23 protein-coding genes and 1 pseudogene are annotated in these 23,655 nt (G+C 63.2%); 5 read left to right on the forward strand and 19 right to left on the reverse strand.

The window, feature by feature from the left end; translation table 11 throughout:
* Positions 1-67: 67 nt before the first annotated feature.
* From HDC35_RS02135 to HDC35_RS02155, 5 genes are all read right to left on the reverse strand, one after another.
* On the reverse strand, positions 68-1,606 hold the full coding sequence (locus HDC35_RS02135) for an alpha-N-arabinofuranosidase (RefSeq protein ID WP_184643209.1): 1,539 nt from the start codon (positions 1,604-1,606) through the stop codon (positions 68-70).
* A gap of 85 nt (positions 1,607-1,691) precedes the next feature.
* The gene (locus HDC35_RS02140) at positions 1,692-3,353 is read right to left on the reverse strand and encodes a glycoside hydrolase family 43 protein (RefSeq protein ID WP_260397439.1); all 1,662 of its coding nucleotides are present in this window, start codon (positions 3,351-3,353) and stop codon (positions 1,692-1,694) included.
* A gap of 80 nt (positions 3,354-3,433) precedes the next feature.
* Positions 3,434-4,645 (reverse strand): glycoside hydrolase family 5 protein, encoded by a 1,212-nt coding sequence (locus HDC35_RS02145; protein ID WP_184643211.1) that lies wholly within the window; start codon positions 4,643-4,645, stop codon positions 3,434-3,436.
* Positions 4,646-4,835: 190 nt separating this feature from the next.
* Positions 4,836-5,636, reverse strand: coding sequence for a LytTR family DNA-binding domain-containing protein (locus HDC35_RS02150; protein ID WP_184643213.1), 801 nt, complete (start codon positions 5,634-5,636; stop codon positions 4,836-4,838).
* Entirely contained in the window at positions 5,620-6,783 is a 1,164-nt protein-coding gene (locus tag HDC35_RS02155) for a sensor histidine kinase (protein ID WP_184643215.1), read from the reverse strand. The genes HDC35_RS02150 and HDC35_RS02155 overlap by 17 nt, the downstream gene beginning before the upstream one ends.
* Positions 6,784-7,419: 636 nt before the next feature.
* On the opposite strand from HDC35_RS02155, the gene HDC35_RS02160 reads away from it, so the two are divergent.
* Together HDC35_RS02160 and HDC35_RS02165 are read left to right on the forward strand one after the other, a co-directional pair.
* Positions 7,420-7,821: a hypothetical protein gene (locus tag HDC35_RS02160; RefSeq protein ID WP_184643217.1), complete on the forward strand. Its 402-nt coding sequence runs from the start codon at positions 7,420-7,422 to the stop codon at positions 7,819-7,821.
* The gene (locus HDC35_RS02165) at positions 7,781-10,009 is read left to right on the forward strand and encodes a glycoside hydrolase 43 family protein (protein ID WP_221438069.1); all 2,229 of its coding nucleotides are present in this window, start codon (positions 7,781-7,783) and stop codon (positions 10,007-10,009) included. The genes HDC35_RS02160 and HDC35_RS02165 overlap by 41 nt, the downstream gene beginning before the upstream one ends.
* 45 nt (positions 10,010-10,054) lie before the next feature.
* On the opposite strand, the pseudogene HDC35_RS02170 reads toward HDC35_RS02165, so the two are convergent.
* The 4 genes and pseudogenes from HDC35_RS02170 to nadC form a co-directional block, all read right to left on the reverse strand.
* Positions 10,055-10,264, reverse strand: a pseudogene (locus tag HDC35_RS02170) (aldehyde dehydrogenase family protein); the annotation flags it as partial.
* 361 nt (positions 10,265-10,625) lie between these two features.
* The gene (locus tag HDC35_RS02175; RefSeq protein WP_184643219.1) at positions 10,626-10,850 is read right to left on the reverse strand and encodes a hypothetical protein; all 225 of its coding nucleotides are present in this window, start codon (positions 10,848-10,850) and stop codon (positions 10,626-10,628) included.
* A gap of 77 nt (positions 10,851-10,927) precedes the next feature.
* Complete coding sequence (locus HDC35_RS02180) at positions 10,928-11,650, reverse strand: ribonuclease T2 family protein (protein WP_260397440.1); 723 nt, start codon at positions 11,648-11,650, stop codon at positions 10,928-10,930.
* Complete coding sequence (nadC, locus tag HDC35_RS02185; protein ID WP_184643221.1) at positions 11,637-12,485, reverse strand: carboxylating nicotinate-nucleotide diphosphorylase; 849 nt, start codon at positions 12,483-12,485, stop codon at positions 11,637-11,639. The genes HDC35_RS02180 and nadC overlap by 14 nt, the downstream gene beginning before the upstream one ends.
* Before the next feature lie 105 nt (positions 12,486-12,590).
* Between nadC and HDC35_RS02190 the strand changes: the two genes are divergently transcribed.
* Entirely contained in the window at positions 12,591-13,727 is a 1,137-nt protein-coding gene (locus HDC35_RS02190) for a nitronate monooxygenase family protein (protein ID WP_184643223.1), read from the forward strand.
* A 167-nt stretch (positions 13,728-13,894) separates the two neighbouring features.
* Here HDC35_RS02190 and HDC35_RS02195 read toward each other — a convergent pair whose 3' ends face one another.
* A complete protein-coding gene (locus HDC35_RS02195; protein WP_184643226.1) occupies positions 13,895-14,341 on the reverse strand; it encodes a peptidylprolyl isomerase in 447 nt (148 codons plus the stop codon).
* A 156-nt stretch (positions 14,342-14,497) separates the two neighbouring features.
* Between HDC35_RS02195 and mgtE the strand changes: the two genes are divergently transcribed.
* Entirely contained in the window at positions 14,498-15,943 is a 1,446-nt protein-coding gene (gene mgtE, locus HDC35_RS02200; RefSeq protein WP_184643228.1) for a magnesium transporter, read from the forward strand.
* Between the two features lie 220 nt (positions 15,944-16,163).
* Positions 16,164-16,292 (forward strand): entericidin A/B family lipoprotein, encoded by a 129-nt coding sequence (locus HDC35_RS02205; protein WP_058803006.1) that lies wholly within the window; start codon positions 16,164-16,166, stop codon positions 16,290-16,292.
* A gap of 16 nt (positions 16,293-16,308) precedes the next feature.
* On the opposite strand, the gene tatC is transcribed toward HDC35_RS02205, so the two are convergent.
* From tatC to HDC35_RS02250, 9 genes are all read right to left on the reverse strand, one after another.
* Positions 16,309-17,106, reverse strand: coding sequence for a twin-arginine translocase subunit TatC (tatC, locus tag HDC35_RS02210; RefSeq protein WP_260397443.1), 798 nt, complete (start codon positions 17,104-17,106; stop codon positions 16,309-16,311).
* Positions 17,107-17,114: 8 nt separating this feature from the next.
* Complete coding sequence (tatB, locus tag HDC35_RS19535) at positions 17,115-17,492, reverse strand: Sec-independent protein translocase protein TatB (RefSeq protein WP_260397444.1); 378 nt, start codon at positions 17,490-17,492, stop codon at positions 17,115-17,117.
* Between the two features lie 32 nt (positions 17,493-17,524).
* Positions 17,525-17,755, reverse strand: coding sequence for a twin-arginine translocase TatA/TatE family subunit (locus tag HDC35_RS02220; protein ID WP_058803009.1), 231 nt, complete (start codon positions 17,753-17,755; stop codon positions 17,525-17,527).
* 69 nt (positions 17,756-17,824) lie between these two features.
* Positions 17,825-18,418 carry an SMC-Scp complex subunit ScpB gene (gene scpB, locus HDC35_RS02225; protein ID WP_184643233.1) on the reverse strand — a complete coding sequence of 198 codons (594 nt, stop codon included), beginning with the start codon at positions 18,416-18,418 and terminating at the stop codon, positions 17,825-17,827.
* Positions 18,415-19,188, reverse strand: coding sequence for a ScpA family protein (locus HDC35_RS02230; RefSeq protein WP_184643235.1), 774 nt, complete (start codon positions 19,186-19,188; stop codon positions 18,415-18,417). The genes scpB and HDC35_RS02230 overlap by 4 nt, the downstream gene beginning before the upstream one ends.
* A 6-nt stretch (positions 19,189-19,194) precedes the next feature.
* Positions 19,195-20,202 (reverse strand): beta-N-acetylhexosaminidase, encoded by a 1,008-nt coding sequence (nagZ, locus tag HDC35_RS02235; protein WP_184643237.1) that lies wholly within the window; start codon positions 20,200-20,202, stop codon positions 19,195-19,197.
* A 108-nt stretch (positions 20,203-20,310) separates the two neighbouring features.
* Complete coding sequence (locus HDC35_RS02240) at positions 20,311-21,093, reverse strand: SPOR domain-containing protein (RefSeq protein ID WP_184643239.1); 783 nt, start codon at positions 21,091-21,093, stop codon at positions 20,311-20,313.
* Positions 21,093-22,820 carry an arginine--tRNA ligase gene (gene argS, locus HDC35_RS02245; RefSeq protein ID WP_184643241.1) on the reverse strand — a complete coding sequence of 576 codons (1,728 nt, stop codon included), beginning with the start codon at positions 22,818-22,820 and terminating at the stop codon, positions 21,093-21,095. The genes HDC35_RS02240 and argS overlap by 1 nt, the downstream gene beginning before the upstream one ends.
* 135 nt (positions 22,821-22,955) lie before the next feature.
* Complete coding sequence (locus HDC35_RS02250) at positions 22,956-23,630, reverse strand: hypothetical protein (RefSeq protein ID WP_184643242.1); 675 nt, start codon at positions 23,628-23,630, stop codon at positions 22,956-22,958.
* Positions 23,631-23,655 lie beyond the last annotated feature (25 nt).

Below are 23,655 nucleotides of genomic sequence, written 5' to 3' on the forward strand. Positions count from 1 at the left end.
AGTGTTTAACGAAATCGCGGTCTTGGTTGGTTATGGATCTGTATCGGATCACTCTTGGGCGCTTCGACTATTCTAAGCCGAGCACCGTCACCGATGCCGGTGCGACGGTGATGGTCATCTTACCGTCCGCGACCTTGGCGGATACGGCCTTGGGGGCGACGGTATTGGGTGCGGCGAAGGTATTGACGCTATCGACCTTCGGCGCCGAAAGGGTTTGGCCCGAAGCCGTCTTGGCTTTCACACCGGCGAGTGACACATGGAATGTGGCGGGCGACTTCGGGTCGATATTGGTGACGGCGATCCATATCTTGCCGGCCTTGTCCTTGGCCGCAATAGCGTCGACGCGCGGAAGGGTGACCCCATTCGTCGTATAGGTGCCGGCGTCGAAGGTCAGCGGTACGAAGGTCGCGTCCTGGAACGGCACGTACATGTGGAAGACATGATAGGTCGGCGTCAGCAGCATCTTGTCCTTGTCGGTCAGGATCATGGCCTGCAGGACGTTGACCATCTGTGCGATATTGGCCATGCGGACGCGGTCGGCGTGGCGCGCGAAGATGTTGAGGCCGAGCGCGGCCACCATGGCGTCGCGCTGGCTGTTCTGCTGCGCCAGGGCGCCCGGGTTCGAGCCCGGCGTCGGCGCCAGCCACGAACCCCATTCATCAACAACCAGGGCAACCTTCTTTTCGGGATCATATTTGTCCATGATCGCCGAATGCGTCTTGATCATGCCGTCCAGGCGGATCGAGTCTTTCAGCAGGACGGCATAGTCCTTTTCGCCAAAGCCCGTGTCCGACAAATGCGGCGGCCAGCCGCCCGTCGCATAGAAATGCAGCGACAGACCTTCGATATTCCAGGAGAAGGAACGTGCGCTCCACGCCTTCATGACGGCCTCGGTATAGCTGGGGTCGTCGCCATTCGGGCCGACGGCCACGCGCTTCATCGGCTGGTTGGCGGTGGGGTTGAAGTTATGAACGAAGTGCGAAAAGCGCTTCATTTCGTTGACGTAAAAGTCCGCCGACATCGAGCCGCCGCAGTCCCAGGATTCGTTGCCGAGGCCAAGGACGGCGACCTTATACGGCTCAGGATGACCGTTTTTGGCGCGCTCGGCACCCAAGCCTTCGGTCGGAGACGTCATATATTCGAACCATTCGGCGGCCTCCATTGCAGTGCCCGAGCCAAGATTGACCGAGACAAAGGCGTCAGCACCAATCTGATGGGCGAAGTCCATGAATTCGTCGGTGCCAAAGGTGTTGGGCTCGCCGACGGCCGGCTTGCGCTCAGGACCCACTCCACGGCGCCAGTTATATTGATCGGCGAAGCAGCCGCCCGGCCAGCGGACGTTGGGGACCTTGAGCGCCTTCAAGGCCACTACGACGTCCTTGCGGATGCCGCGCGTATTCGGGATCGTGGAATCCCTGCCGACCCAGATGCCGCCATAGATGCCGCTGCCCAGGTGCTCGGCAAACTGGCCGAAGATATTGCGGTCGATTACAGTGCCGGGCTTGGACGCATCAAGCGTTAGCTGAACCGGGGCATCGGCGGCATGTGTCGCGACAGGCAGGATCAGGGCAGCGGCGATCGCGGCCGCTGAGCTTAGAAGGCGCATTGATAATCTCCCATGAACGACGGCATGCCGTATGAAACGCGTGAGGCGGGTCGCCTGCGGAACTGAATGCGCCACATGTGCAGGGTCAGCGCACATCGTGTGCGTACAGTGCGAATGCGATGTCGGCGGTGCGGCCCTGCGGGTCCTTCAGCGGCCGGTCGTCGATGCTGGCCTCGCCGTCGGCATAGACATCGTCGCGGCTGGCGCGCAGATAGAGCGTCAGCGCCCCCTTTTCGCCCTGAAGCGCCAGCGCGTAGCGGCGACCGGCCCGCAGGACGATCGGCGGATGCGCGCTGAAATCGAAGCTCAGCAGGCCCGCCCCTTGCGGCCGATAGGCGATGGCGACGCCCTGACCTGTGCCAAGCAGTTCGGTGCCGGTCTCCACGTCGCGTAGCGACAGAAGCAAGCGGTGCGCGGCGTCCGTGCCGAGGCCGTCGCCAGCGTAGAGGCTGAGCCGGCCCAGTGTAAGGTCGGCGCGCGGCACGAAGGTTTGGGCCAGACGACTGCCGCCGTTCCCCTCGTTAAAACCCAAAGGCTCGGGCGCCTGATCGAAAGGCCGGGTGACCGACGCCAGAGCCGGACGGCCCGGCCAGGTGTCGGGATAGCCCTGGGTGAACTGCTCCACGGTTACGCGAGGGTCGGACTGGCCGGGGTCTGCGGGTGCGGGCACCTTGCCAGCGGGCGGGTGGGGTGGCGTGCTGACGCCCGCCGCGGACTGGGTGACGGGCCACATGCGGCCATCGGCGCCATAGTAAAGATAGTCGATCGTGACGGAGCGGCGGTTACCGGCGCCGGTCTGGCCGTCGGGCATGGTCAACCCGCCATTGTGATAGAACAGGTAGGACTGCCCCTTGAAGCCGTCGATGACGCCGGGGTGGATGGTGTAGCTATTTGGGGTCTGGCCGGTCAGCTCGCCCTGATAGGTCCAGGGCCCGCGAGGGCTGCGCGCGGTGGCATAGGACAGGCGTTCCCAGACATTCTGGTGCGCCATCGATGCATAGGTCATATAGTAGATGCCCTTGCGCTTCGACAGCCACGGCCCTTCGGTGTAGTTGGGCAGCGCGATCTTTTCGATTGGGCCGTCCAGATCGGTCATGTTCGGCTTGAGCCGGGCCAGATAGAGTACCGTATTGCCCCAAGCCATCCAGGCGGTGCCGTCGTCATCGATGAAGACGGTGGGGTCGATGTCGTTCCAGCCATAAGGGCTGGGCGTCATGGCATCGGTGACCAGTGCTGAGCCGCGCGCATCCTTGAACGGGCCCGACGGGTTGTCGGACACCGCAACCCCAATCGACATGCCGGGCCGTGTGTCGTCGTGCTTTACGGTGGCGTAGAGGTAATAGCGACCGTTATTCCGCACCACCTGTGCGGCCCAAGCGGAACTCACGGCCCATTTGAAGTCGGTGGGCTTCATGATGGGGCCATGCGCGGTCCAGTGGCGCAGATCCTTGGACGAATAGCTCAGCCACTCCTTCATGAGGAAGAAGTCGTCGCCCTTGGCCTCGTCATGGCCAACGTAGAGATAGACCGTGTCGTCGACGACCAGCGGCGCGGGGTCGGCGGTGAAGACATCGCGCAGCACCGGGTTGGCGCCGGGTTCAGGGTCCGCAGCCAGCAGGGCGGCAGGCATCGCGGTGCATAGCAGCAGGGCGCTGCGGGCACCCCATGTCAGGAGGAACGGGCGTCGCGCCGCCTGGACCCCCGAAACCGAGATACCGGTCATGCGCAGAGGCAGGCGCGGAATCATTCAAATTCCTCCTTCTGCATTAGCCATGGTGGAAGCCGATAGGCCGCCAGGAATCCCAGGCGCGCATCATCTGCCGACCGTCACGGCGTGGCGAAAATTGCGGCAATCGTCGACGGATTAAAGTCGGCGCCCGTGGTGCGGTTGAACAGCCCGCAGGTGTGATTGGGGTAGGAGCCGGTGTCCCAATAATAGGGTGCAAAGCCATGCCGGATCGCGGATGCGGTGACGTACTGGGTCCAATAGTCCCTATACTTCAGCGAGGGATCATATTCGGTCCTCGAGATGGCACAATATTCGCCGATGATGACGGGGATGCCCTTGTCGGTATAGGCGGCCTTCGCCTTGGCGAATTGGCTGTCGACACGCGCTTCATTGTCCCACGCTTCCCGTGCTGCGGGATCGGTCGCGATCGAACCCCACTGCCAGATGGCGCTGTCGGCATTGAGAGTGAAGTTATAACCATCGTAGTAATGGAACTCCATCATCAGCCGGCCGCTCGCGGTATCGGTTGGGATGGGCGCTCCGCACACGCTGATGGTGTGGTCGATGTTGGTGTTATACCCCTGAAATACCAGCGTTCGCGAGGCATTGTTGCCTCCGGTTGCGCGGACCGCATTGACGAAGGCCTGGTTGAAGCCCGCCTGGACCGTGCAGTTTTCCTGCGACGGCACACCATAGTCGACATGGATTTCGTTGGTGCCGGCGAACAGCAAATGGTTGTCGTAATCTTTGAATTGATTCGCGATTTGGGTCCACAGATTGGTGTAGGCTGCGTTGCCGGCGGCCTGGTTCGCGGCCGTCGGCGTGTACCAATTGCTGTGGTGCTGGTTGATGATGACGTAAAGCCCGGCGTTGCGGGCCATGTCGACGACTTCCTTGACCCGGGCGAGCCAGGTCGGGGCGACCTCCCCGGATGCGTCCATATACTGGGCCCATTCGACGGGAATGCGCACGCTCTTGAATCCAGCCGCGGCGACGGAGTTCAGCAATTGCTGATTTACCGCGGGGTTGCCGAACACAGTTTCCTGAGAAGTCGTGTAGTACTTGGCATAATTGTTGAGCGACTCAAGCGTATTGCCGATGTTCCAGCCCTTGCCGAGATCCGCCGTGGTGACCGCCGCAAGCGTCGGCGTCGGCGTCGGCGTTGGTGTGGGACTTGGTGTCGGCGCGGGTGCGGAAATCACCGTGGGCGTCGGGGCTCCACTTCCTTCTCCACCTCCGCAAGCCGTAAGGCCGAGCACGACCAGCCCGGACAACGGCACACGCCTGTGTAATCCATCACGAAATTTCATTTATCCGCCCCCAAGCATGTCGGTCGCTACCGTTGCGCACTAACGTGCGAGTTCTTCCCGGGGCTATACCTGAACAAATACACGCTGCCGGGAATTGTTTCGGACTGGAGAATGATGGACATGAAATGGAGCCGGTGAGCGGGAACGGGGCTACTCCGTCCGCTCAGTCGGCCGAATCACTACATCATTATTAGAGGTTCTGCCCCAGCCTCGCTTCAACCTCGGTACGATAGCTCCGGCTCAACATGAGATGAGCACCGTTCTTGAGCAAAACTGCGACATCTCCGTGCGAACGACGTTCGAGGAGCTCGATCGATCTGAGATTGACAATGCTCGAGCGATGAATCCGGACGAATCGGAACGGATCAAGCCGGCTCGCGACCGCGGTCAAGCTTGAACGGTAAAGGAATTCTTCGCCCCCGACATGCACCTTCACATATACCCCAGCCGCTTCGACCCAGTCGATATCCTGTGTCATGATAAGGCGGGAATTTTCGCCGGATTTGATGACAATCCAGTCCCAGATCTCCCCCGGCCTCGAGCGCATCGCGACCAGTTTGAGCAATTCCGGACCGAACGAGCCAGAGCCGTCGGAATTGCTCGATCGCACCTCATGCAAACGTTTCTTGACCCGCTCCATCGTCCTTTCATAGCGCTTGTTGCCGAATGGCTTGAGCAGATAGTCGGCCGCGTCGGCTTCGAACGCCTTGAGCGCAAACTGGTCATAGGCCGTGACGAACACCGTCAACGGCATCTCATCCAGCCCCACCGCATCGATGACGCCCAAGCCGTCAATCTCGGGCATCTGCACGTCGAGGAATACCATGTCGGGCTTGGCCTGCTGGATCAGCGTAATCGCCTCTAGGCCATTTTCGGCCTCCAATATCTGACCGATGTCGCAATCCTTCGCGAGCCGGTCGGTAAGCCGCCGCCGCGCTGGCGCTTCATCATCCACGACCAGTGCGCAGATCGGCTTAAGTTGCGCTTTCATCGATCTCGGCTCCGATCGTGTGCAGGGGAATTTGGATGGCCACGTGCGTGCCGACGCCCTGGCGCGGCGAGACGTTGAAGTGATGTGCGCCGGCTTCGGAATAAAGCATTTCCAGCCGTTCGCGTGTCACCCGTAGGCCTAGCCCCGATGACGTCTCGATCCGCCAATCGGGGGGAAGCCCGACCCCGTCGTCCTGCACGTCGATCTGCAACCTGTCATTCGCGAGACGTGCCGAAATCGCGATCGTCCCGCCCGACATCCGGCGCTCGATTCCGTGCCGGATCGCATTTTCGACGAGCGGCTGGAGCAGCAGCGAGGGGACCATGGCCGAAAGCGTTGCCGGGTCGGCATCGATCCGGATGTCGATCCTGTCGCCGAAGCGGAGCTTTTGAATCGCGAGATAATGATCGAGCAGCGCCAATTCCTGTGCGAGCGTAATCTCCGCACTGCTTTGGCAATCGAGCGACCCCCTGAGTAGCGCGCCCAGATCCTCGATCATCTCCTGGCCCAACTCCGGATTGGCGACGACCTGCGACGATATGGCGTTGAGCGCGTTGAACAGGAAATGCGGTTCGAGCTGGAGGCGGAGCATGTTCAGGCGAGCTTCGATAAGTCGCTTTTCGACTCTTTCCAGTTTGAGCTGGCTGGTCAGGAGCCGGTTATAGAAGTTGAACGCCTGCAAAATGCCCACGAAGGCGCAATAGGTCACCCAGCCCCCCATAAAGAAATAGATCGCGAACCCCGGGTCCCGGAGCGGGTTCCAATATATGTCCGGGATCGGATAGAGAATCAGGCCGGTGAGGTACGTATGGACCAGGGTGAATGGAATGCTCAGCGGCAGATAGATCAGGAGCAGCTTCGCCGCGTTTTGCTGCGACGATTTCAATTTACGATCGATCAGCAGAACCGCCGGCGTGAGCAACGCCCAGGTCCAGGCATCAATTATATGCGAGATAAAGGGGAGCCATTCAAAACCATCGAACACCTCCGGCACGGCCTGAAAAAGACCCACCACAGTCCAGATCGATATCGTCACGATCATCGATAGAATCATCGTGCGCCGGGTGCCTCTCCAAGGCGGCGCGAACTGGGCGTCTGGCTGCGCCATGGAACGCAGTTTAGTCGCGGCTGAGGCGCGATCGTGCATGGCCTGTTTCATCTGCGGCTAAAGGGCCTCTCGGTCGGCAGCGGCATGATAGAGCATCCCCGCCGGTTCCCCAACCAATTCAACGTCGATCCGTGCGAGCTACGCTTCACATGCCGTCCCTGCTCAACCAATCCACTCCCGCGATTCTCGATCCATCATTGACCCATCCGTCGCCAGGCCATGTCGACGCGACGGCGAATGAAATGATCTGCTGCGCGCGCTTGCGCCGCCTGACCAAGCTCCGCCATTTGCAGCCGGAGGCCAAGGCGCCTCGCGCGCATTTTTTCAAAAATGTTAGGATCTGGATTTTTCCGTCGTAGTCGGGATTCCGGCAAAGATGAGTTGGGGCGTTAGCGCTACGATCCCGTTAAAACCACGAGTGTGGCGCCAATCCACCCTCGACGAATCGTGGACTTGCCGGCAAATTTATGGAACTTGTCTGAGTTATTGGATGCGAATCGGTCGTTATCGATAGCTGATGTCTCGGGTCGATGTTCACAAAGCGTCGCCCGCAAGATCAAAGTTCCAAGGGAGAAGGTCAGGTGGTCACGTTCAGCAAGCGCGGGATACTGGTCGCGCCGATCGCAGCCGCGCTCCGTGTGCATTCCACAGCGCGAGCGCAGGGGCCAGCCTCCAATGGCTCACGACAACTGGACGCCGTTCAACCCTACCGCGAAGGACATCCGGTTCATGAAGGTCATGGAGGCGCTCTACGCCCTCACGCTCGGCGAGCCTTACGGCACAGGCGAGATACGCTCGCTGGCTTTGGACAATCCGCACGAACGCCGACGGGTGCGTCAGGCTCGGTTGCTCGGGCATCCCGGCTCCATGCGCTTTCTCCGGTCCGATCAGGCGCTCGTGATCCAGCTTCCCGAGAAGCTGCCCACACGGCACTCCAGCGTGTTCAAGGTCGACTTTGCCTCATGGCCGGGGTCGGCCTCTTGCCTGGACGCCTCCGCCCCAATCACTCGGATAAGCCGCAGACGGGATTACACTGATGAACCACGATATTGTCCCGGAGGGCGGGCATCGCGCTGACGCTGACGCTTGCCACCATTATCACCCCTTCGCTGCAACTCCCCAGGGGCAGATGCGGAACCAAGCTACAAAAAAGGCAAGCACCATGCGGCATCGGTCGAAACCATCCGGAATTATTCAATCCGCGCTGGTGTCATGCTTGGCCTTGACGCTGGCTTCGTGCGCAACCCCGGCATCTGCGCGGAATCGGAGCGCTCCAGTGGCGAGCGCCTCCCACGGCATGTGGACTGCGACCTGGACGCCGGATAACGGTAACGGAACCTTCACCAACCCCTTGTTTTATGATGAATTTTCTGATCCGGATATGATCCGCGTTGGCGACTGGTTCTATCTGACCGGCACCACCATGCACAGCATGCCGGGGCTGCCAATCTTGCGCTCGAAAGACCTGGTTAACTGGGAATTCGTCGCCTATGCCATGGACAAGATCGACCTCGGCCCGGCTTTCCGGCTGGAGGACGGCAAAAGCGTCTACGGCCAGGGTATCTGGGCGCCGTGCTTCCGCTACCATGAAGGCAAATTCTACATCTTCTCGAACATCAACGGGCAGATGACCCAGATGTTCACGGCCACCGATCCGAAGGGGCCGTGGACCCGCACGCCGATGAAGCGCGGCTTTCATGACCTGTCCGTCCTGTTCGACGACGATGGCAAGGCCTATGTCGTCTGGGGGCACAAGGATATGCGCCTGGCGCAGCTTACCGATGACCTGACCGACATCGTTCCCGGCACCGAGCGCACCCTGTTCACCACCGATGCCGGCATGGGTGAGGGCGCGCATTTCTATAAGATCGATGGCAAATATTACATCATCAGCGCCAATTATTCCGGCGGTTTTCGCATGCCGGCGGCGCGGGCGGATCACGTTCTGGGGCCCTATGAGGTCCATCGCTCGATCAGCCAGCACGAGGATTTCGGCATGGCGTCAAGCATTCGCCTGGCGACCTCCAAGCCGCCGTTCAAGACCTGGGGGCCCGACCCCGTCACCAAACATAGTTTGGCGATGCACCAAGGGGGCATCGTTCATACGCCTGCGGGCGAATGGTGGGGCTTTTCAATGATGGATTTCAATTCCATCGGGCGCTTGCTCAGCCTGTCTCCGATCACCTGGAAGGACGGCTGGCCCTATTTCGGCCTACCGGGTAATCTGACGCGCACGCCGCGGACCTGGGTGAAGCCAAAAACCGCCAAGCGACAGCCGGTACGCGTGCCTTATCAGCGCAGCGATGATTTTTCGGCACGGCAACTCCAGCCTCTATGGCAGTGGAACCACGTCCCGGTCGACGGCAAATGGTCGTTGTCGGAACGGCCTGGCTTCCTGCGGCTTCACGCCCTGCCGGCGACCAGCTTCTATGACGCGCGCAACACACTGACACAGCGGGCGATCGGACCGATGTCGACGCCCACCGTTCTGCTCGATGCGTCGGGCCTGAAGTCAGGCGACACAGCCGGGCTGGGCCTGCTCAATCTGCCCTATGCGACCTTGGGCGTCGAAAAGCGCGCCGATGGCCTCGACATCGTCTTTTATGATCAGCGCCGCGACCAGTCGGCGCGGGTGAAGATGACCGGGACGCGCATCTGGCTGCGGGCCGATTGCGATTATCTCACCGAAAAGGCTCGCTTCAGCTATTCGTTGGACGGCGTCACCTTTGTCCCGATCGGTGACGAGGTGGCGCTGATCTACCAGACCTTCACCTTCCAGGGTGTTCGCTATGGATTGTTCAACTACAACAAAGCCGGTGCCGAGGGCGGCTATGCCGATTTCGACAGTATCGACATTTATCAGCCGCATACCCGCGGGCTGATGCGGCCCATTCCCTATGGCCGATCGATCCGGCTGGCATCGTTTCGCGCGACGACCGGGCTGGCGGCTAGTGGCGAGCGCTTGGCTTCGGCTGACCCGACGCGGTTCGAGGTCGTCGACCGCCGGTTGGGCCGCGTCGCCCTGCGATCGGGCCGTCGCTATGTCACGGTCGATAAGGATGGCGAGGTGACGATTGCGGCCAGCCAGTCCGGCACGGCGCAAACCTTCCAATGGATTGAAACGCCCACTGGGGAACTGGTCCTTATGTCGCTGGCCACCAACCGCTTCCTGCGTATCGATCCGCAGACCCGGGACATCCGAGCCGACAGTCCCGGCCCCATGCCGGACGACAGCGACGGCGCGCGCTTTATCTGGTCGGAATAATATTTCTAACAGGCCTGCCTCATCCAGTTCCGCGCCGACGCCCGACTAATTGAAACTGCGAAACGGCAAGACCGGGTCGATTGCAAGATTCTGATCGACCCAGACCGTTCCGCTGTCGATCTGCCGAGCATCCGCCAAGGCGCGATCGACATCCCATAGGGTCCCTGCGAGCCCGAATTGGGAATCATTGGCATGCGCGATAACCTGGACGACAGAGTGTATTGAACTGATGCGGTGGATGCCTCCCTTCAGTTCGCTGAACCATAGAAGTGCCGTTCTGCTCGCTGGATTGGTACTTGAATCGCATTATAATAATGGTGTTCCCCCGAAAGCGGGAACACGGAGCGTGCGTCGGCTTACCCCACACGGGGTTCCCGCTTTCGCGGGAATGACGAAGCCATAAGAACCAAAACGGCAGCTTCCGGTCGCTTCCCGCCAATCCTCCCCGTCGCGAAGCCAGGGGGAGGAGGAATTTCCGCAATCGCTCGCCAGCCGACGAACCTCTTTTCCTGCTCGTATCGAGCGAAGTCGAGACACTCATCGGCGTCCGGCCCGGGGGCATTTCGACGAACGGTAGGGGTAGGCCAGATCGTTCAACCAGCGGAAACCCGCCGCTTCAGATCAAGAACATCATCGTCGCGGTAAAGAAGATCGCGAAACTCTGGAGGAACAGCCGGAAATCATTGTTCGAAAAGATGGTCGACGGTTCGCGGTGCGCCGCCAGCGCCGTGCGCAACTCGCCCTGCCAACTTTCGGGCGCGTTCAACCGCGCGATCGTTACCTGGCGCGCGCCATGCTCGCGGATAAGGCGGCGAATATCGACATGACTTTCCGAGTCCATGCCGCAAGCTAGGAATTTCTTAACGGCTCGGTAAGGTTAAAAGATCGTTAACATCTGTCCCGTGCCAAAGCGGGACGTCAGCCGCCCGCCATCGGTCGCACGCGCACCGCCTTCCGATCGGCCGCCCCCGCCTGAAACGGCTTGCACCGCTGCGGCCGCATTCGCGGGCCGAGGCACAGCCGCACTTCCTTCAACCACCCCTGCCGGTCGGTCGATACCGCGATCATCGGCTCCGAAATCCCGCGATTGGCAGCGGCGAAAGCGCGGCGGATGCCGCCCGCGGTCTGCGGCCTCGCCGCCAGCGCCTTCATGTCGGGAAAGCGCACCGCGCCGAACAATATCGCCGCCGACCGGAAATAGGCGGCCGGGTTCGGGCTCATGCACGTCCCATGCTTCGCCCATTCATGTTGCAGCAGCTGAACCGACGGGGTCATGCACATATGTTTGCGCAATACCGGCTGCGGCACGATCCTGGCCGGGCGGCACCATTGCGGATAGCCGGGACTGTCGGTTTCGGGCCACAGCCCGTGCAGCACCCAGCCGAACCGCCCGCTCTCGCCCGAACATTGGAACCGGTCGCGCGCATCGCGCGGGTTCCGCACGCCGGCGCAATGCTGCGGCGACCAGCTCATCGCCAGCAGATAGCCCGTCGCCTTCGGATTGCGCACCGGTTCGCCGCGCTTCGGCTGTTCGATCCGCGGCACCGATATGCGATCAGGAACCGAACAGGCCAGCGCCTGCGCCCCGGCCGCGACCGGCATCAGCGCCAGCGGCAGCGCCGCTGCGCTAAGCCAGCGCAAAGTCGAGCCCGATGTCCGCCGCCGGCGCCGACTGGGTCAGCCGCCCGACCGACACATAGGTCACGCCCGTCGCGCCGATCTCGCGGATCGTGTCGAGCCGTACCCCGCCCGACGCCTCGGTCGGCACCTTGCCGTCCACCAGCGCGACGCACTGGCGCAGCTCGCCCAGGTCCATATTGTCGAGCAGCAGGTGCGTCGCCCCGGCGGCAAGCGCGGGTTCGACCTGCGCGACGCGGTCGACCTCGACGATGATGTCGGCGATTCCCGCTGCGACCGCCCGCTGCACCGCTTCCTCGACCGATCCCGCGACCGCGACATGATTGTCCTTGATCATCGCCGCGTCCCACAGGCCCATGCGGTGATTCTTCGCGCCGCCCATGCGCGTTGCATATTTCTCCAGCACGCGCAGGCCCGGGATCGTCTTGCGCGTGTCGAGCAAAGTCGCGCCGGTTCCCGCGAGCGCATCGACATATTGGCGCGTCATCGTCGCGATGCCCGACAAATGCTGCACCGTGTTGAGCGCCGAGCGTTCGGCGGTCAGCATCGCGCGCGCGTTGCCCGACAGGCGCATCAGGTCGCTGCCCGCGGCAACTTCGGCGCCTTCCTCGACCAATATCTCGATCGCCATGGCAGGATCGAGCGCGCGAAAGAAACGTTCGGCGATCGGCAGCCCCGCGACGATGATCGCATCGCGGCTGTCCATCACCCCGCCGAAGCGCGCATCGGCGGGGATCGTCGCCATCGACGTGATGTCGCCCCCCGCCCCCAGATCCTCTGCCAAAGTGGCGCGGACAAAGGCATCGAGATCGAATTCGGGCAGGGAAAACTGGGTCATGTGCCCTCCGATAATCGGCTGGACCGGCAAATCAACTTGACGTTTACGTAAACTAGCGCTGACATGGACGCCACCCGGCACCTTAGCCAACATCGGAGAGGCCAAATGCAATCCCCCATATGCGCAATGCTCGGTATCGAATTTCCCCTTCTCGCCTTCTCGCACTGCCGCGACGTCGTGGTCGCCGTGTCAAAGGCGGGCGGCATGGGCGTCTTCGGCGCCGCCGCGCTGCCGCCCGAACGGCTCGAAGAGGAACTGGCGTGGATTGACGAACATATCGGCGGCCGCCCCTATGGCGTCGACCTGATCGTTCCCAACAGCTTCGCCGGCAAGGGCGACGCGCCCTCGCCCGCCGCCGCGAAAGTGCCGGACACGCACCTGCAATTCGCCGCTGACCTGCTCGGCAAGTTCGACGTCGACGCGGCGGGACTCGAAGCCGCGATGGAGACGCGCCAGAGCTTTGGCGACAATATGCACGCGGATGGGGCCGCAAAGCTCCTCGAGGTCGCTTTTCGCCACCCGATCAAGCTGATCGCCAACGCGCTCGGCGTTCCGCCGCCGCTGATGCTCGAACTCGGCAAGCGCCACAATGTCCCCGTCGCCGCGCTCGTCGGCACGCGCGACCATGCGCTGGCGCAGGTTCGCGCAGGCGTCGACATCCTCGTCGTCGCGGGCGGCGAAGCAGGCGGCCATTGCGGCGAAGTCGCGACGATGGTCCTCGTCCCCGAAGTCGCGGCGGCGGTCGAAGCCGTCGGCGCCAACACCCCCATCCTCGCCGCCGGCGGCATCGTCACCGGACGCCAGATGGCAGCGGCGATGGCGATGGGCGCGCATGGCGCCTGGTGCGGATCGGTCTGGCTCACCACTGCCGAGGCCGAAACCAACCCGGTCGTGAAGGAAAAGATGCTCGCCGCATCGGCGCGCGACACGGTACGCTCGAAAAGCCGCACCGGCAAACCCTCGCGCCAGCTCCGTTCGCCCTGGACCGATGCGTGGGAAGCCGACGGCGCGCCCAAACCGCTGCCGATGCCGCTGCAGTCGCTCGTCAGCGAACCCGCGTTGCGCAAGGTCGATAAATTGTCCGAAGGCGGGCACGAAGGCGCAAAGGCGCTCGCAACCTATTGGGTGGGCCAAGGCGTCGGCCTGATGAACGAGGCGATGGGGGCTGGACAGGTGGTGCAGGCGTTCAAGGAAGACTGGATCGCCGCCTGCGAACGCCTCAACGGATTTCTGGGCGACTAGCTCGCGTTGTTGATCCTCCCTGCCGCGCAGCGATGGGGGGTGGCAGCCGCATCGCGGCTGACGGAGGGGCAGAGCGCGAAGCGCTCGCGATGCTCGCAGCCCCTCCGCCATGCTCCGGCTGGTCCCCCTCCCCATGCCTGCGGCACGGGGAGGATTGCGGTCGTCGATTACGAAACGGTCGCCTTGACGATCTTGCCGGGTTCGCGCGGCGGCTCGCCCTTGGGCAGCGCGTCGACATTTTCCATGCCTTCGGTCACTTCGCCCCAGACCGTATATTGGTTGTCGAGGAAACGCGCGTCCTCGAAGCAAATGAAGAACTGGCTGTTCGCGCTGTTCGGATTCTGCGCCCGCGCCATCGAACAAACGCCGCGGACGTGCGGCTCGCCGCTGAATTCCTGCGGCAGGTCGGGCAGCTCGCTCCCGCCCATGCCGGTGCCCGTCGGGTCGCCGCCCTGCGCCATGAAGCCCGGAATCACGCGATGGAAAACGACGCCATCGTAGAACCCTTCTTTCGCCAGCGTAGTGATGCGCTCGACATGCTGCGGCGCAAGATCGGGGCGAAGGCGGATGACGACATCGCCGGTCGACAGCGAAAGCGTGAGGGTGTCGGACATGTTGAAACTCCTGCGGTCTGTGTTGGCGGTCCCATAGCGGGGGTCGCCGCCAATGCCACGTATTAATTCGCAAAACGCCGTTCGCGGCGTTGCCTTCGGCGGGCCGCAGCACTAGGGGAAAGCTCGGACGCCGCAAAAGCCAGGGAGGACCGCGCGATGGACAAACGCGAAGATTCCCTGCCACCTGAAGACGCGGAGATCGTCGAGGATCGCCAACCCGCGCCGCGCGAAGCCGAGACCGAACTGGACGAGGACGATCGGTTGAAACCCGAATTCGTCCGCGACGTGATCGATCTTGCCGAGGCGGGCGAAGGCGAGGCGGCGCGCGAGCGCGTCGGCCGTCTCCACCCCGCCGACATCGCCGACCTGTTCGAACTCGCACGCACCGACGAACGCCCGATGCTCGCGGCGGTCCTCGGCGACATGCTTTCCGCCGACGTGCTCGCGGAAATGAACGATTATGTCCGCGAGGAACTGATCGACCTTCTCGCGCCAGAGCAAGTGGCCGAGCTGGCCTCCGAACTCGATACCGACGACGCGGTTGCGATCATCGAGGATATGGAGGAGGACGAGCAACAAGCCGTCCTTCAGGCGATGGAGCCCGAGGATCGCGCCGCGATCGAGGACGCGCTCTCCTTCCCCGAGGAATCGGCGGGCCGCCTGATGCAGCGCGACCTGGTCGCGGTGCCCGAGCATGTGACGGTCGGCGATGTGATCGATCGCCTCCGCGAAGATACCGAACTCGCCAGCGATTTCTGGGAAATCTTTGTTGTCGACCCGATGCACAAGCCGGTGGGCACCTGCCAGCTCAGCTGGATCCTGCGGACGCCGCGCGACATCGCGATCAGCGATGTCATGAAACGCGAACAGACGTTGATCCCCGTCGATATGGATCAGGAAGAGGTTGCGCTGCGCTTTCAGAAATATGCGCTGATCTCTGCCGCCGTCGTCGACAAGGACGGCCGGCTGGTCGGTATGATCACGGTCGATGATATCGTCCACATCATCCAGGAAGAGGCGGGCGAGGATATATTGCGTCTGTCGGGCGCCGGCGATGGCGACATCAACGAACCGATCCGCGAAACCTATAGCGCGCGCGTCCGCTGGCTCGTCGCCAATCTGGGCACCGCGCTGCTGGCTTCATCGATCGTCGGCTTCTTCGGCGGAGCGATCGAACATATGGTTGCGCTCGCGGCGCTGATGCCGATCGTCGCGGGGGTCGGCGGAAACGCCGGGACCCAGACGCTCGCGGTGACCGTCCGCGCGCTGGCGATGAACCAGCTTACCGATTCGAACAGCTGGCGTGCGATCTGGCGCGAAATGAAGATCGCCTTGCTGAACGGCGGGACGATTGCGCTCATCGCCGGCACCGCGACCGCGCTGTGGTTCGGCAATCCGCAGCTTGGCGGCGTCATCGCCGCGGCGATGATTGTGAACATTTTCGTCGCGGGCGTTTCCGGGGTGGCGATCCCGCTCCTGCTCGACCGGCTCGATCAGGACCCGGCGGTGGCGAGTTCGATTTTCGTCACGATGACGACCGATTCCATGGGCTTTCTCGCCTTCCTGGGGCTGGCGGTCCTCAGCGGACTGACCTCGCTCTGAGAGCAAGTCGCTGGAATCCAATCGATTCAAAGCATCGGAAAAAAATTTTATCGCGGCAATTTATTTCGGGAACTTATCCGCCGCATCGGTCGTTTTCCATTCGAGCAGCGGTCATCGCCCCCCCGCAGCGCTGCTCAGCAACATTGGCCCGGCCCGCATTCCCTCCCCCCCCTCGAAGCGTGCCGGGCCATTTTGCAACATATCCTGAGAGGTTGGTAATATGACGAGCTTCCGTGCAATTTTCCTCGCCCTGCTGGCAAGCGTTCTGGTCACTGGTTGCAACACGGTGAAGGGTGCTGGCCGCGATATCGAATCCGTCGGTCAGGCTGGTAGCGACGCCATCAACTGATCTTGAATAACTTACCCTAAGCCTCTTCGAGAGGCTCGACAGGCGCCTCTTCGGCGCCTGTTTTGCGTCGGCGCTGGGTAAACCAGATCGCAAAGATCGAAATCTCGTAGAGCAGGATCAACGGCACCGCGAGCAGGAACTGGCTCAGGATATCCGGCGGGGTGGCAACCGCCGCGATCGCAAAGGCCGCGACGATCATATAGCGCCGCGCCGAAATCAGCTGGTCGCGGCTGACGAGGCCGGCGCGCTCGATGAGCATCAGCAGGATCGGCAACAGGAACGCGATCCCGAACGCCATGATGAATTGCATGGTGAAGTCCAGGTAATTGCCGACCGAGGGCAGTGCTTCCTGCGTCACTCCGCCGACATCGCCCTGAAAACCGAGCAGGAAGCGCAGCGCGAGCGGGATGGTGATGAAATAGGCGAAGCTGGCGCCGATAGCGAACAACAGCGGGGTCGCGAACAGAAAGGGCAGCAACGCCCGCTTTTCCTGACGATAAAGCCCTGGCGCGACGAATTTCCAGAGCTGGTTTGCAATCACCGGAAAGGCGATCATCATCGACGCGAAGAAGGCGACTTTCACCTCGACGAAAAAAGCTTCGAACAGCTGGGTATAAATCAGCTTGCCCTGCCCCGCCGCGATCAGCGGCTGGACGAGGATCGCGAAAATCGGCCGCGCGAAATAAAAGCAGACGCCGAAGGCGAGCGCGACTGCAAGCAGCGACTTGAGCAGGCGCGACCGCAGCTCGATCAGGTGGTCGAGCAGCGGCATCTTGCCGCCAGCACCGTCCTCGTCGGCCGGTTTTTCGGGCATCTCCTCGCTCATGGCAGCGGCCCGTCGCGCGGCGGGATTTCATGCGTCTCGGACTTTTCAGGTACTGCAGCCGCCTGCGGCTCCGGCGTCTCGTCCGCCTTTTCGGCTTTCACGGGGGTCGAGGCCGCGACGGCATCGGGCCCGTCGATGCGGGGAAATTCGCGCATGATCGCTTCGTTTTGCTCGCGCCACTGCTTCTCGAGCTCTTCGAGTTCGGCCTCGCGCATCATCGTGTCGAGTCCTGCGCGAAAGTGACGCGCCATGCCGCGCGCCTTGCCCATCCATTTTCCGACGAAACGCATCGCCTTGGGGAGGTCCTTGGGGCCGATGACGACCAGGGCCACCGCCACGACGAGCAACAACTCGGTGGGCGCGACATCAAACATTTAAAAGCCCAATCCCCGCAGGCGGTCGGAAATCAGCGGTTTTCGGTTTCCGCGGTCGGGGTCGGCGCCGGCGCGTCGGGGACGCGCTGGCCTTCGATCTGCTTGGGCGCCGGGGTCGGCGCATCATCGTCGGCCATGCCCTTCTTGAAGCTTTTGATGCCTTTGGCGACATCGCCCATCATGTCCGAAAAGCGGCCCTTGCCGAACAGCAGCAGGACCAGAATCCCGACGATCAGCCAGTGCCAGATGCTCAAACCACCCATCTCAAATCTCCTTGAGCCGCCCATATAGGGCGAAGCCCCGCCGAATGCACGATACGATTGAAAAAAACGTCAGGCTTCTTCGCCGTCCTTGACCAGGTCCAGTTCGCCCATCGCTTCTTCGAAAGCCAGATCGACCGGATCGAGCAGGCCTGCGGCGCGCAGATCTTCGATACCCGGCAAATCCTTGCGGCTGCTAAGCCCGAAATGCTGCAAAAATGCGTCGGTGGTCTTGTAGATCAGCGGACGTCCGGGCACCTCGCGCCGCCCCGCGGGCACGATCCATTCGGCCTCCATCAAGACGTCCAGCGTGCCTTTCGACGTCTGGACCCCGCGGATCGCCTCGATCTCCGCGCGGCTCACCGGTTCATGATAGGCGACGATGGCCAAGACCTCGGCCGCCGCACGCGACAATTTGCGCGGATCGTCGCGTTCGCGGCGCAGCAGGTGCGCAAGGTCGGCCGGCGTCTGGAAATGCCAATGCCCGCCGCGTTCGACCAGTTCGATCCCGCTCCCCGCATGGCGCGCGGCGATCGCCACAATGATCCCGCGGACCTCGCCCGGCGTCATCTCGTCGCCGAGCCGGTTCGCCACCTGCCGCGCGTCGAGCGGCTCGTCACTCGCGAACAACATGGCCTCTATCGCGCGTTCGAGGTCGTCGATCATGCTTGTGCGGCTTTCAGGTAAAGGGGTTCGAATGCGCCGTCCTGCTTCAGGTCGACGCGGCCCTGCCGCGCCAGCTCGAGCGCGGCGACAAAACTCGACGCGATGGCCGAACGGCGTAGCGGGCCATCATAATCCGCCGGAAGGAAATCGGACAGTTCGGCCCAATCGAGCTTTACCCCCAGCATTCGCTGGAGGTGATGGAGCGCGGCGTCGAGCGTAACGACCGGCCGCCGCGAGACCATATGGACGACCGGTTCGTTGCGCAGCTTGACCTGGCCATAGGCCGACAGAAGATCGTACAGGCTGGCATCCCACCGCCGCACCCGGACGTCGCGCAGGCCCTCGGGCTTCGCGCGCAGGAACACGTCGCGCCCGACGCGATCGCGTGCCAGCAGGCGGGCCGCCGCCTCGCGCATCGCCGCCAGCCTCTGCAAGCGCAATTGCAGGCGCAGCGCCAGTTCGTCGGGGGATGGGTCCTCGAGCGGGTCCTTGGGAAGCAGGAGCGCCGATTTGAGGTAGGCGAGCCACGCCGCCATCACCAGATAATCGGCCGCCACCTCCAGCTTCAGCTCGCGCGCTTCGGCAATAAAGGTCAGATATTGCTCGACGAGGGCAAGGATCGATATCTGCTTGAGGTCGACCTTTTGGCTTCGCGCCAGCGCGAGCAGCAGGTCGAGCGGGCCTTCCCAGCTTTCGAGCGACAGCTGCAGGGCATCGTCGCGTTCGGGGGCCGCCACCGTCGTTTCAAAGGCGAGCGGCAGTTCGTCCATCGCGCGTCAGGCGATCGCCAGCAGCGCGTCGCGCTGATCGACCAGCGTGGCAAAGGCCCGGTGGTCGGCCGCACCCGCGATCCGGTCCATAGCCCCCTCCAGCCGCGCCTGCGACACGGCGCTGATCGGGTCGAGCGCATGGGCGATACCCACCATATCGTCCATCTTGCCCCAGCAATTGAGCGCGATATCGCATCCGGCTGCAACCGCGGCGGCGGCGCGCGAGGGCACATCGCCCGACAGCGCCTCCATATCGAGGTCGTCGCTCAGCAGCAGGCCGTGGAACCCGATGCGCTGGCGGATGACGCTGTCGATGACGATCGGAGAGAGCGTCGCCGGCCGATCGGCATCCCAGGCGGTAAAGACGACGTGACAGGTCATCGCCATCGCCGCGTCGCGCAGCGCGGCAAAGGGCGCCAGATCGGTCTGGAGATCGCGGTCTGGCGCCGTGACGACCGGCAGTTCCTTGTGCGAATCGAGCACGGCGCGCCCGTGTCCCGGGATATGCTTGACGATACCGACGACGCCGCCATCCTGCAGCCCGCCCAAGATCGCGCGGCCGAGCGCCGCAACGCGCATCGGCTCGCTGCCCAGCGCGCGATCGCCGATGACGTCGCTCGCACCCGGCTGGCGGACGTCGAGCAGCGGCAGGCAATCGACCGTAATCCCGACCTCGGACAGCATCGCCGCGAGCGCCATGGCATTGAGCCGCGCCGCCTCGATCGCGCTCGCCGGCGCACGCTCGTACAGCGCATCGAACGCCGCGCCGCTCGGGAAAGCGGGCCATTCAGGCGACTTCATGCGCGCCACACGCCCGCCCTCCTGGTCGATCAGGATCGGCAGGTTCGCGCGTCCGTCGAGGCTGCGCAATTCGTCGGTCAAGCGGCGCAGCTGTTCGCGATTTTCGATGTTGCGCCCGAACAGGATATAGCCCGCGGGGTCGCTGTCGCGAAAGAAAGCGCGCTCGTCGTCGGTGAGGGTCAGGCCCGACAGGCCGAAAATAGCCGGTATCATCGTGCGTCAATCTCCATCGATCGCCGCCCCCTCATGCGGCAATCCGGGCAAGCAACATGCCATAATGGCAGCATTGCACCAACGGAGTCTGCGGCCAAGCGGGCCGAATCAGCGGACGACGACGCAATTTTCACCGGCAACGCGCAATTTTCCGCACAAATTCGATGCGTTGGCGGCGGTTCCTGCGGATACGCGCAAACGATAGACGGTCGCGTTGCCCACCTTGGCGGGCGATACCGATTTATTGAGTTCGGCCAGATAGGCGAAACGTTTCGACAAGTTGGTCCATGCCTTGGCGGCCGCGGCATCGCTGCTGAAGGCGCCGAGTTGGATCATCGCGCCGCCCGATGCAGGTTCGGCCTTTGCCGCGCCGCCGGGCGTCTTGACCGAGGTTGCCGCCGGGGCGGCCTCGCCCTTACCCTTGCCCTTGTCGGCGGGCGCAGATTTTGCCGTCTTCGCGGCAGCAACCTTATCGGCCGCGGCTGTCTTCGCCGCCGCTTCGCGCTCCTGCGGGGTCACTGCGGGCTCTTCGGGCATGCGCGTCGGATCGACCTTGCCTGCGGGTTCGGCGCCTTCGCTGGCGGAGAAGCTGGCATCGCCCTCCCCTTCGAAGGTTTTTGCCCCGTCGGTCTTCGGCACCACCTTGTAATCGCCTTCCTGCGCGGCGATCAACTCGCCCTTCCCCCGCGCACCGCCATTCTGGATCCACCACAGGCCGCCGAGCACCGCGCCGATCAGCAGCAAGCCGCCGAGCACCATGATCAACAGTCGCGCGGGCGACACCTCACCATCGTCTTCATAGCCATCGGCGGCTTCGAGCCAGGGCAGGCGATCTTCCTCACCGAGCCCCAGCCCCGCTTCGCCCTGCCCCGCGTCCTTTCCCTCGGCCATCAATTCATCTCCTCGAGCGCCTCAACCCCCATCAGGGACAGCCCGTTGCGGATAACCTGCCCGATTCCGTCGGCCAAATAAAGCCGCGTCGCAGTCAATTCGGGATCATCGTCGAGCACGATGCGCGAGGCAGGATCGTCATTGCCCAGATTGTACCAGGCGTGGAACGCCGCCGCGACGTCCGCGAGGTAGAACGCAATGCGGTGCGGTTCGCGCGCCGATGCCGCCGCCTCGACGATCCGGGGGAATTGCGCGAGCAACTTCACCAGCCCCAATTCATGCGCGTTCAGCCGTGCGGGCGCAGGTGCCGGCAACGCAATCCCCGCATCGGCGGCCTTTTTGCGCAGCCGCGAAATGCGGGCGTTGGCATATTGCAGGTACCAGACCGGATTGTCGCGCGATGCCTCGACCACCTTCGCGAAATCGAAATCCATCTGCGCATCGGCCTTGCGCGTCAGCATGGTGAAGCGCACCGCGTCCTTGCCGACTTCGTCGACCACATCGGCGAGAGTGACGAAATTGCCCGCGCGCTTCGACATCTTGAACGGCTCGCCATTTTTGAGCAGGCGGACCATCTGCACCAGCTTGACGTCGAAACGCGTCTTGCCGCCGGTCAGCGCCGCCACCGCGGCCTTGATCCGCTTGACCGTGCCGGCATGGTCGGCGCCCCAGATGTCGATCAGTTCGTCGGCATTCTGGCTCTTCTGGAAATGATAGGCGAGGTCGGCGCCGAAATAGGTCCAGCTGCCGTCCGATTTCTTGATCGGGCGATCCTGATCGTCGCCGAATTTTGTCGATCGGAACAGCGGCAGCTCGACCGGTTCCCAATCCTCGGGTGTCTCGCCCTTGGGCGCTTCAAGCTGGCCGTCATAGACCAGGTCATGATCGCGCAGCCATTGTTCGGCGGCGGCGGGTTTGCCCGCGGCCTGCAATTCGGCCTCCGAGGAGAAGAGGTCGTGATGGATGCCGAGCTTGGCCAGGTCGGCACGGATCATGTCCATCATCGCGCTGACCGCTTCGGCGCGAAACAGGCCCAGCCATGCGCTTTCGGGCGCGCCGACGAAACGGTCGCCATATTCGGTCGCCAGCCTGCTCGCGACCGGGATCAGATAGTCGCCGGGGTAGAGGCCTTCGGGGATCGCGCCGACATCCTCGCCGAGCGCCTCGCGGTAGCGCATGTGGACCGAGCGGGCGAGCACATCGACCTGCGCGCCGGCGTCATTGACATAATATTCGCGGATCACCTCGTGCCCCGCATATTCGAGCAGCGCGGCGAGCGCATCGCCGACGACGGCGCCACGGCAATGGCCGACATGCATCGGCCCGGTCGGGTTCGCCGAAACATATTCGACATTGACGCGCCGGCCCTGTCCCATCGCCGAGCGGCCATAATCGGCGCCTTCGCTGAAAATCAGCGCCAGTTCGTCGCGCCAGCTGTCGTCGCCGAGACGCAGGTTGATGAATCCCGGGCCCGCGACGCTCGCCTCGGTCACCTCCTCCAGCATCCCCAGTTCTGCAACGAGCAGATCCGCGAGCGCGCGCGGGTTCATGCCGGCCGGCTTGGCTAGAACCATCGCGGCGTTGGTCGCGACGTCGCCATGCGCGGGATCGCGCGGCGGCTCGACACTGATCGCCGAGCGGTCGAGCCCGGCTGGCAAGGCGTTGCGGGCGGCGAGCGCATCGAGCGCGACGCCGATATGGTCGGAAAAACGGCTGAACAGGGTCACGGGACGGGCCTATCTTCGATCGGAGAAAGTCTTGCGCGCGCCCTATAACAGCTTGGCGCACGCGAAAAGCCCTGCGTCACCGGGCGGCGCGCAGGGCGTAACCGGGCGAACGGCGCCGCGGCGGCGCCGCACATCCTATCGTCGGACGTTATATTCGAGCTGCTCCTGCGTCAGCTGGAAGCCGATGAGCAGTTCGAAACTGGCGCGCTGCACTGCCGCGCGGACTTCGGGAAGGCTCAGCGGGTCGATCGCGGCGTCCTGGTCGCCCGCCTTGCGCCGGCGGGTGATGCGTTCGCGAATGTCGGCGGGCAGCGTCGCCGCGGCACGATCGACATAAGCCGACGCCTGCGCGTGGCCGGTGCCGCGGACCTGCCCCTCGGGGAAAGTCACCGTTACATTGCCAAGCCGCTTCGCGACGACCGCGGTACCGCCCTGCAGAACGGTCGCATAATAAGGAAGCGTAATCGAGCGCGCCGGACCGGCCTCGCGGCGCGTCGCAACGACGTCGAAATCGACGAGTTGATAAACCTTCTCGCCCCCGCTGTCGTTGCACTGGGGCACCACATTGGTCATCGCCGCGACGACATCGATCGCATGCGCATCGCGGCTGGCCGCCGGGTCGAACAAGGTGACGTCGCCCGTATGCAGCGGCACTGCGACGGCCGGGCAGGCGCTGCGCGTCGCTGTAATACCGACTCCGCCGTTTACGTCGATTTCATTGTCCTTCGCGCAGCCCGCCACCGTCGCCACGGCCGCCGTGCCGCACAGCACGGTCAGGAATTTACGGGACGGAAGCGAAATGGGCATCATGATAATCGGGCTTTCCAAACAGGCG

The organism is Sphingopyxis sp. JAI128 (genome assembly GCF_014207235.1).
Classification (GTDB): domain Bacteria; phylum Pseudomonadota; class Alphaproteobacteria; order Sphingomonadales; family Sphingomonadaceae; genus Sphingopyxis.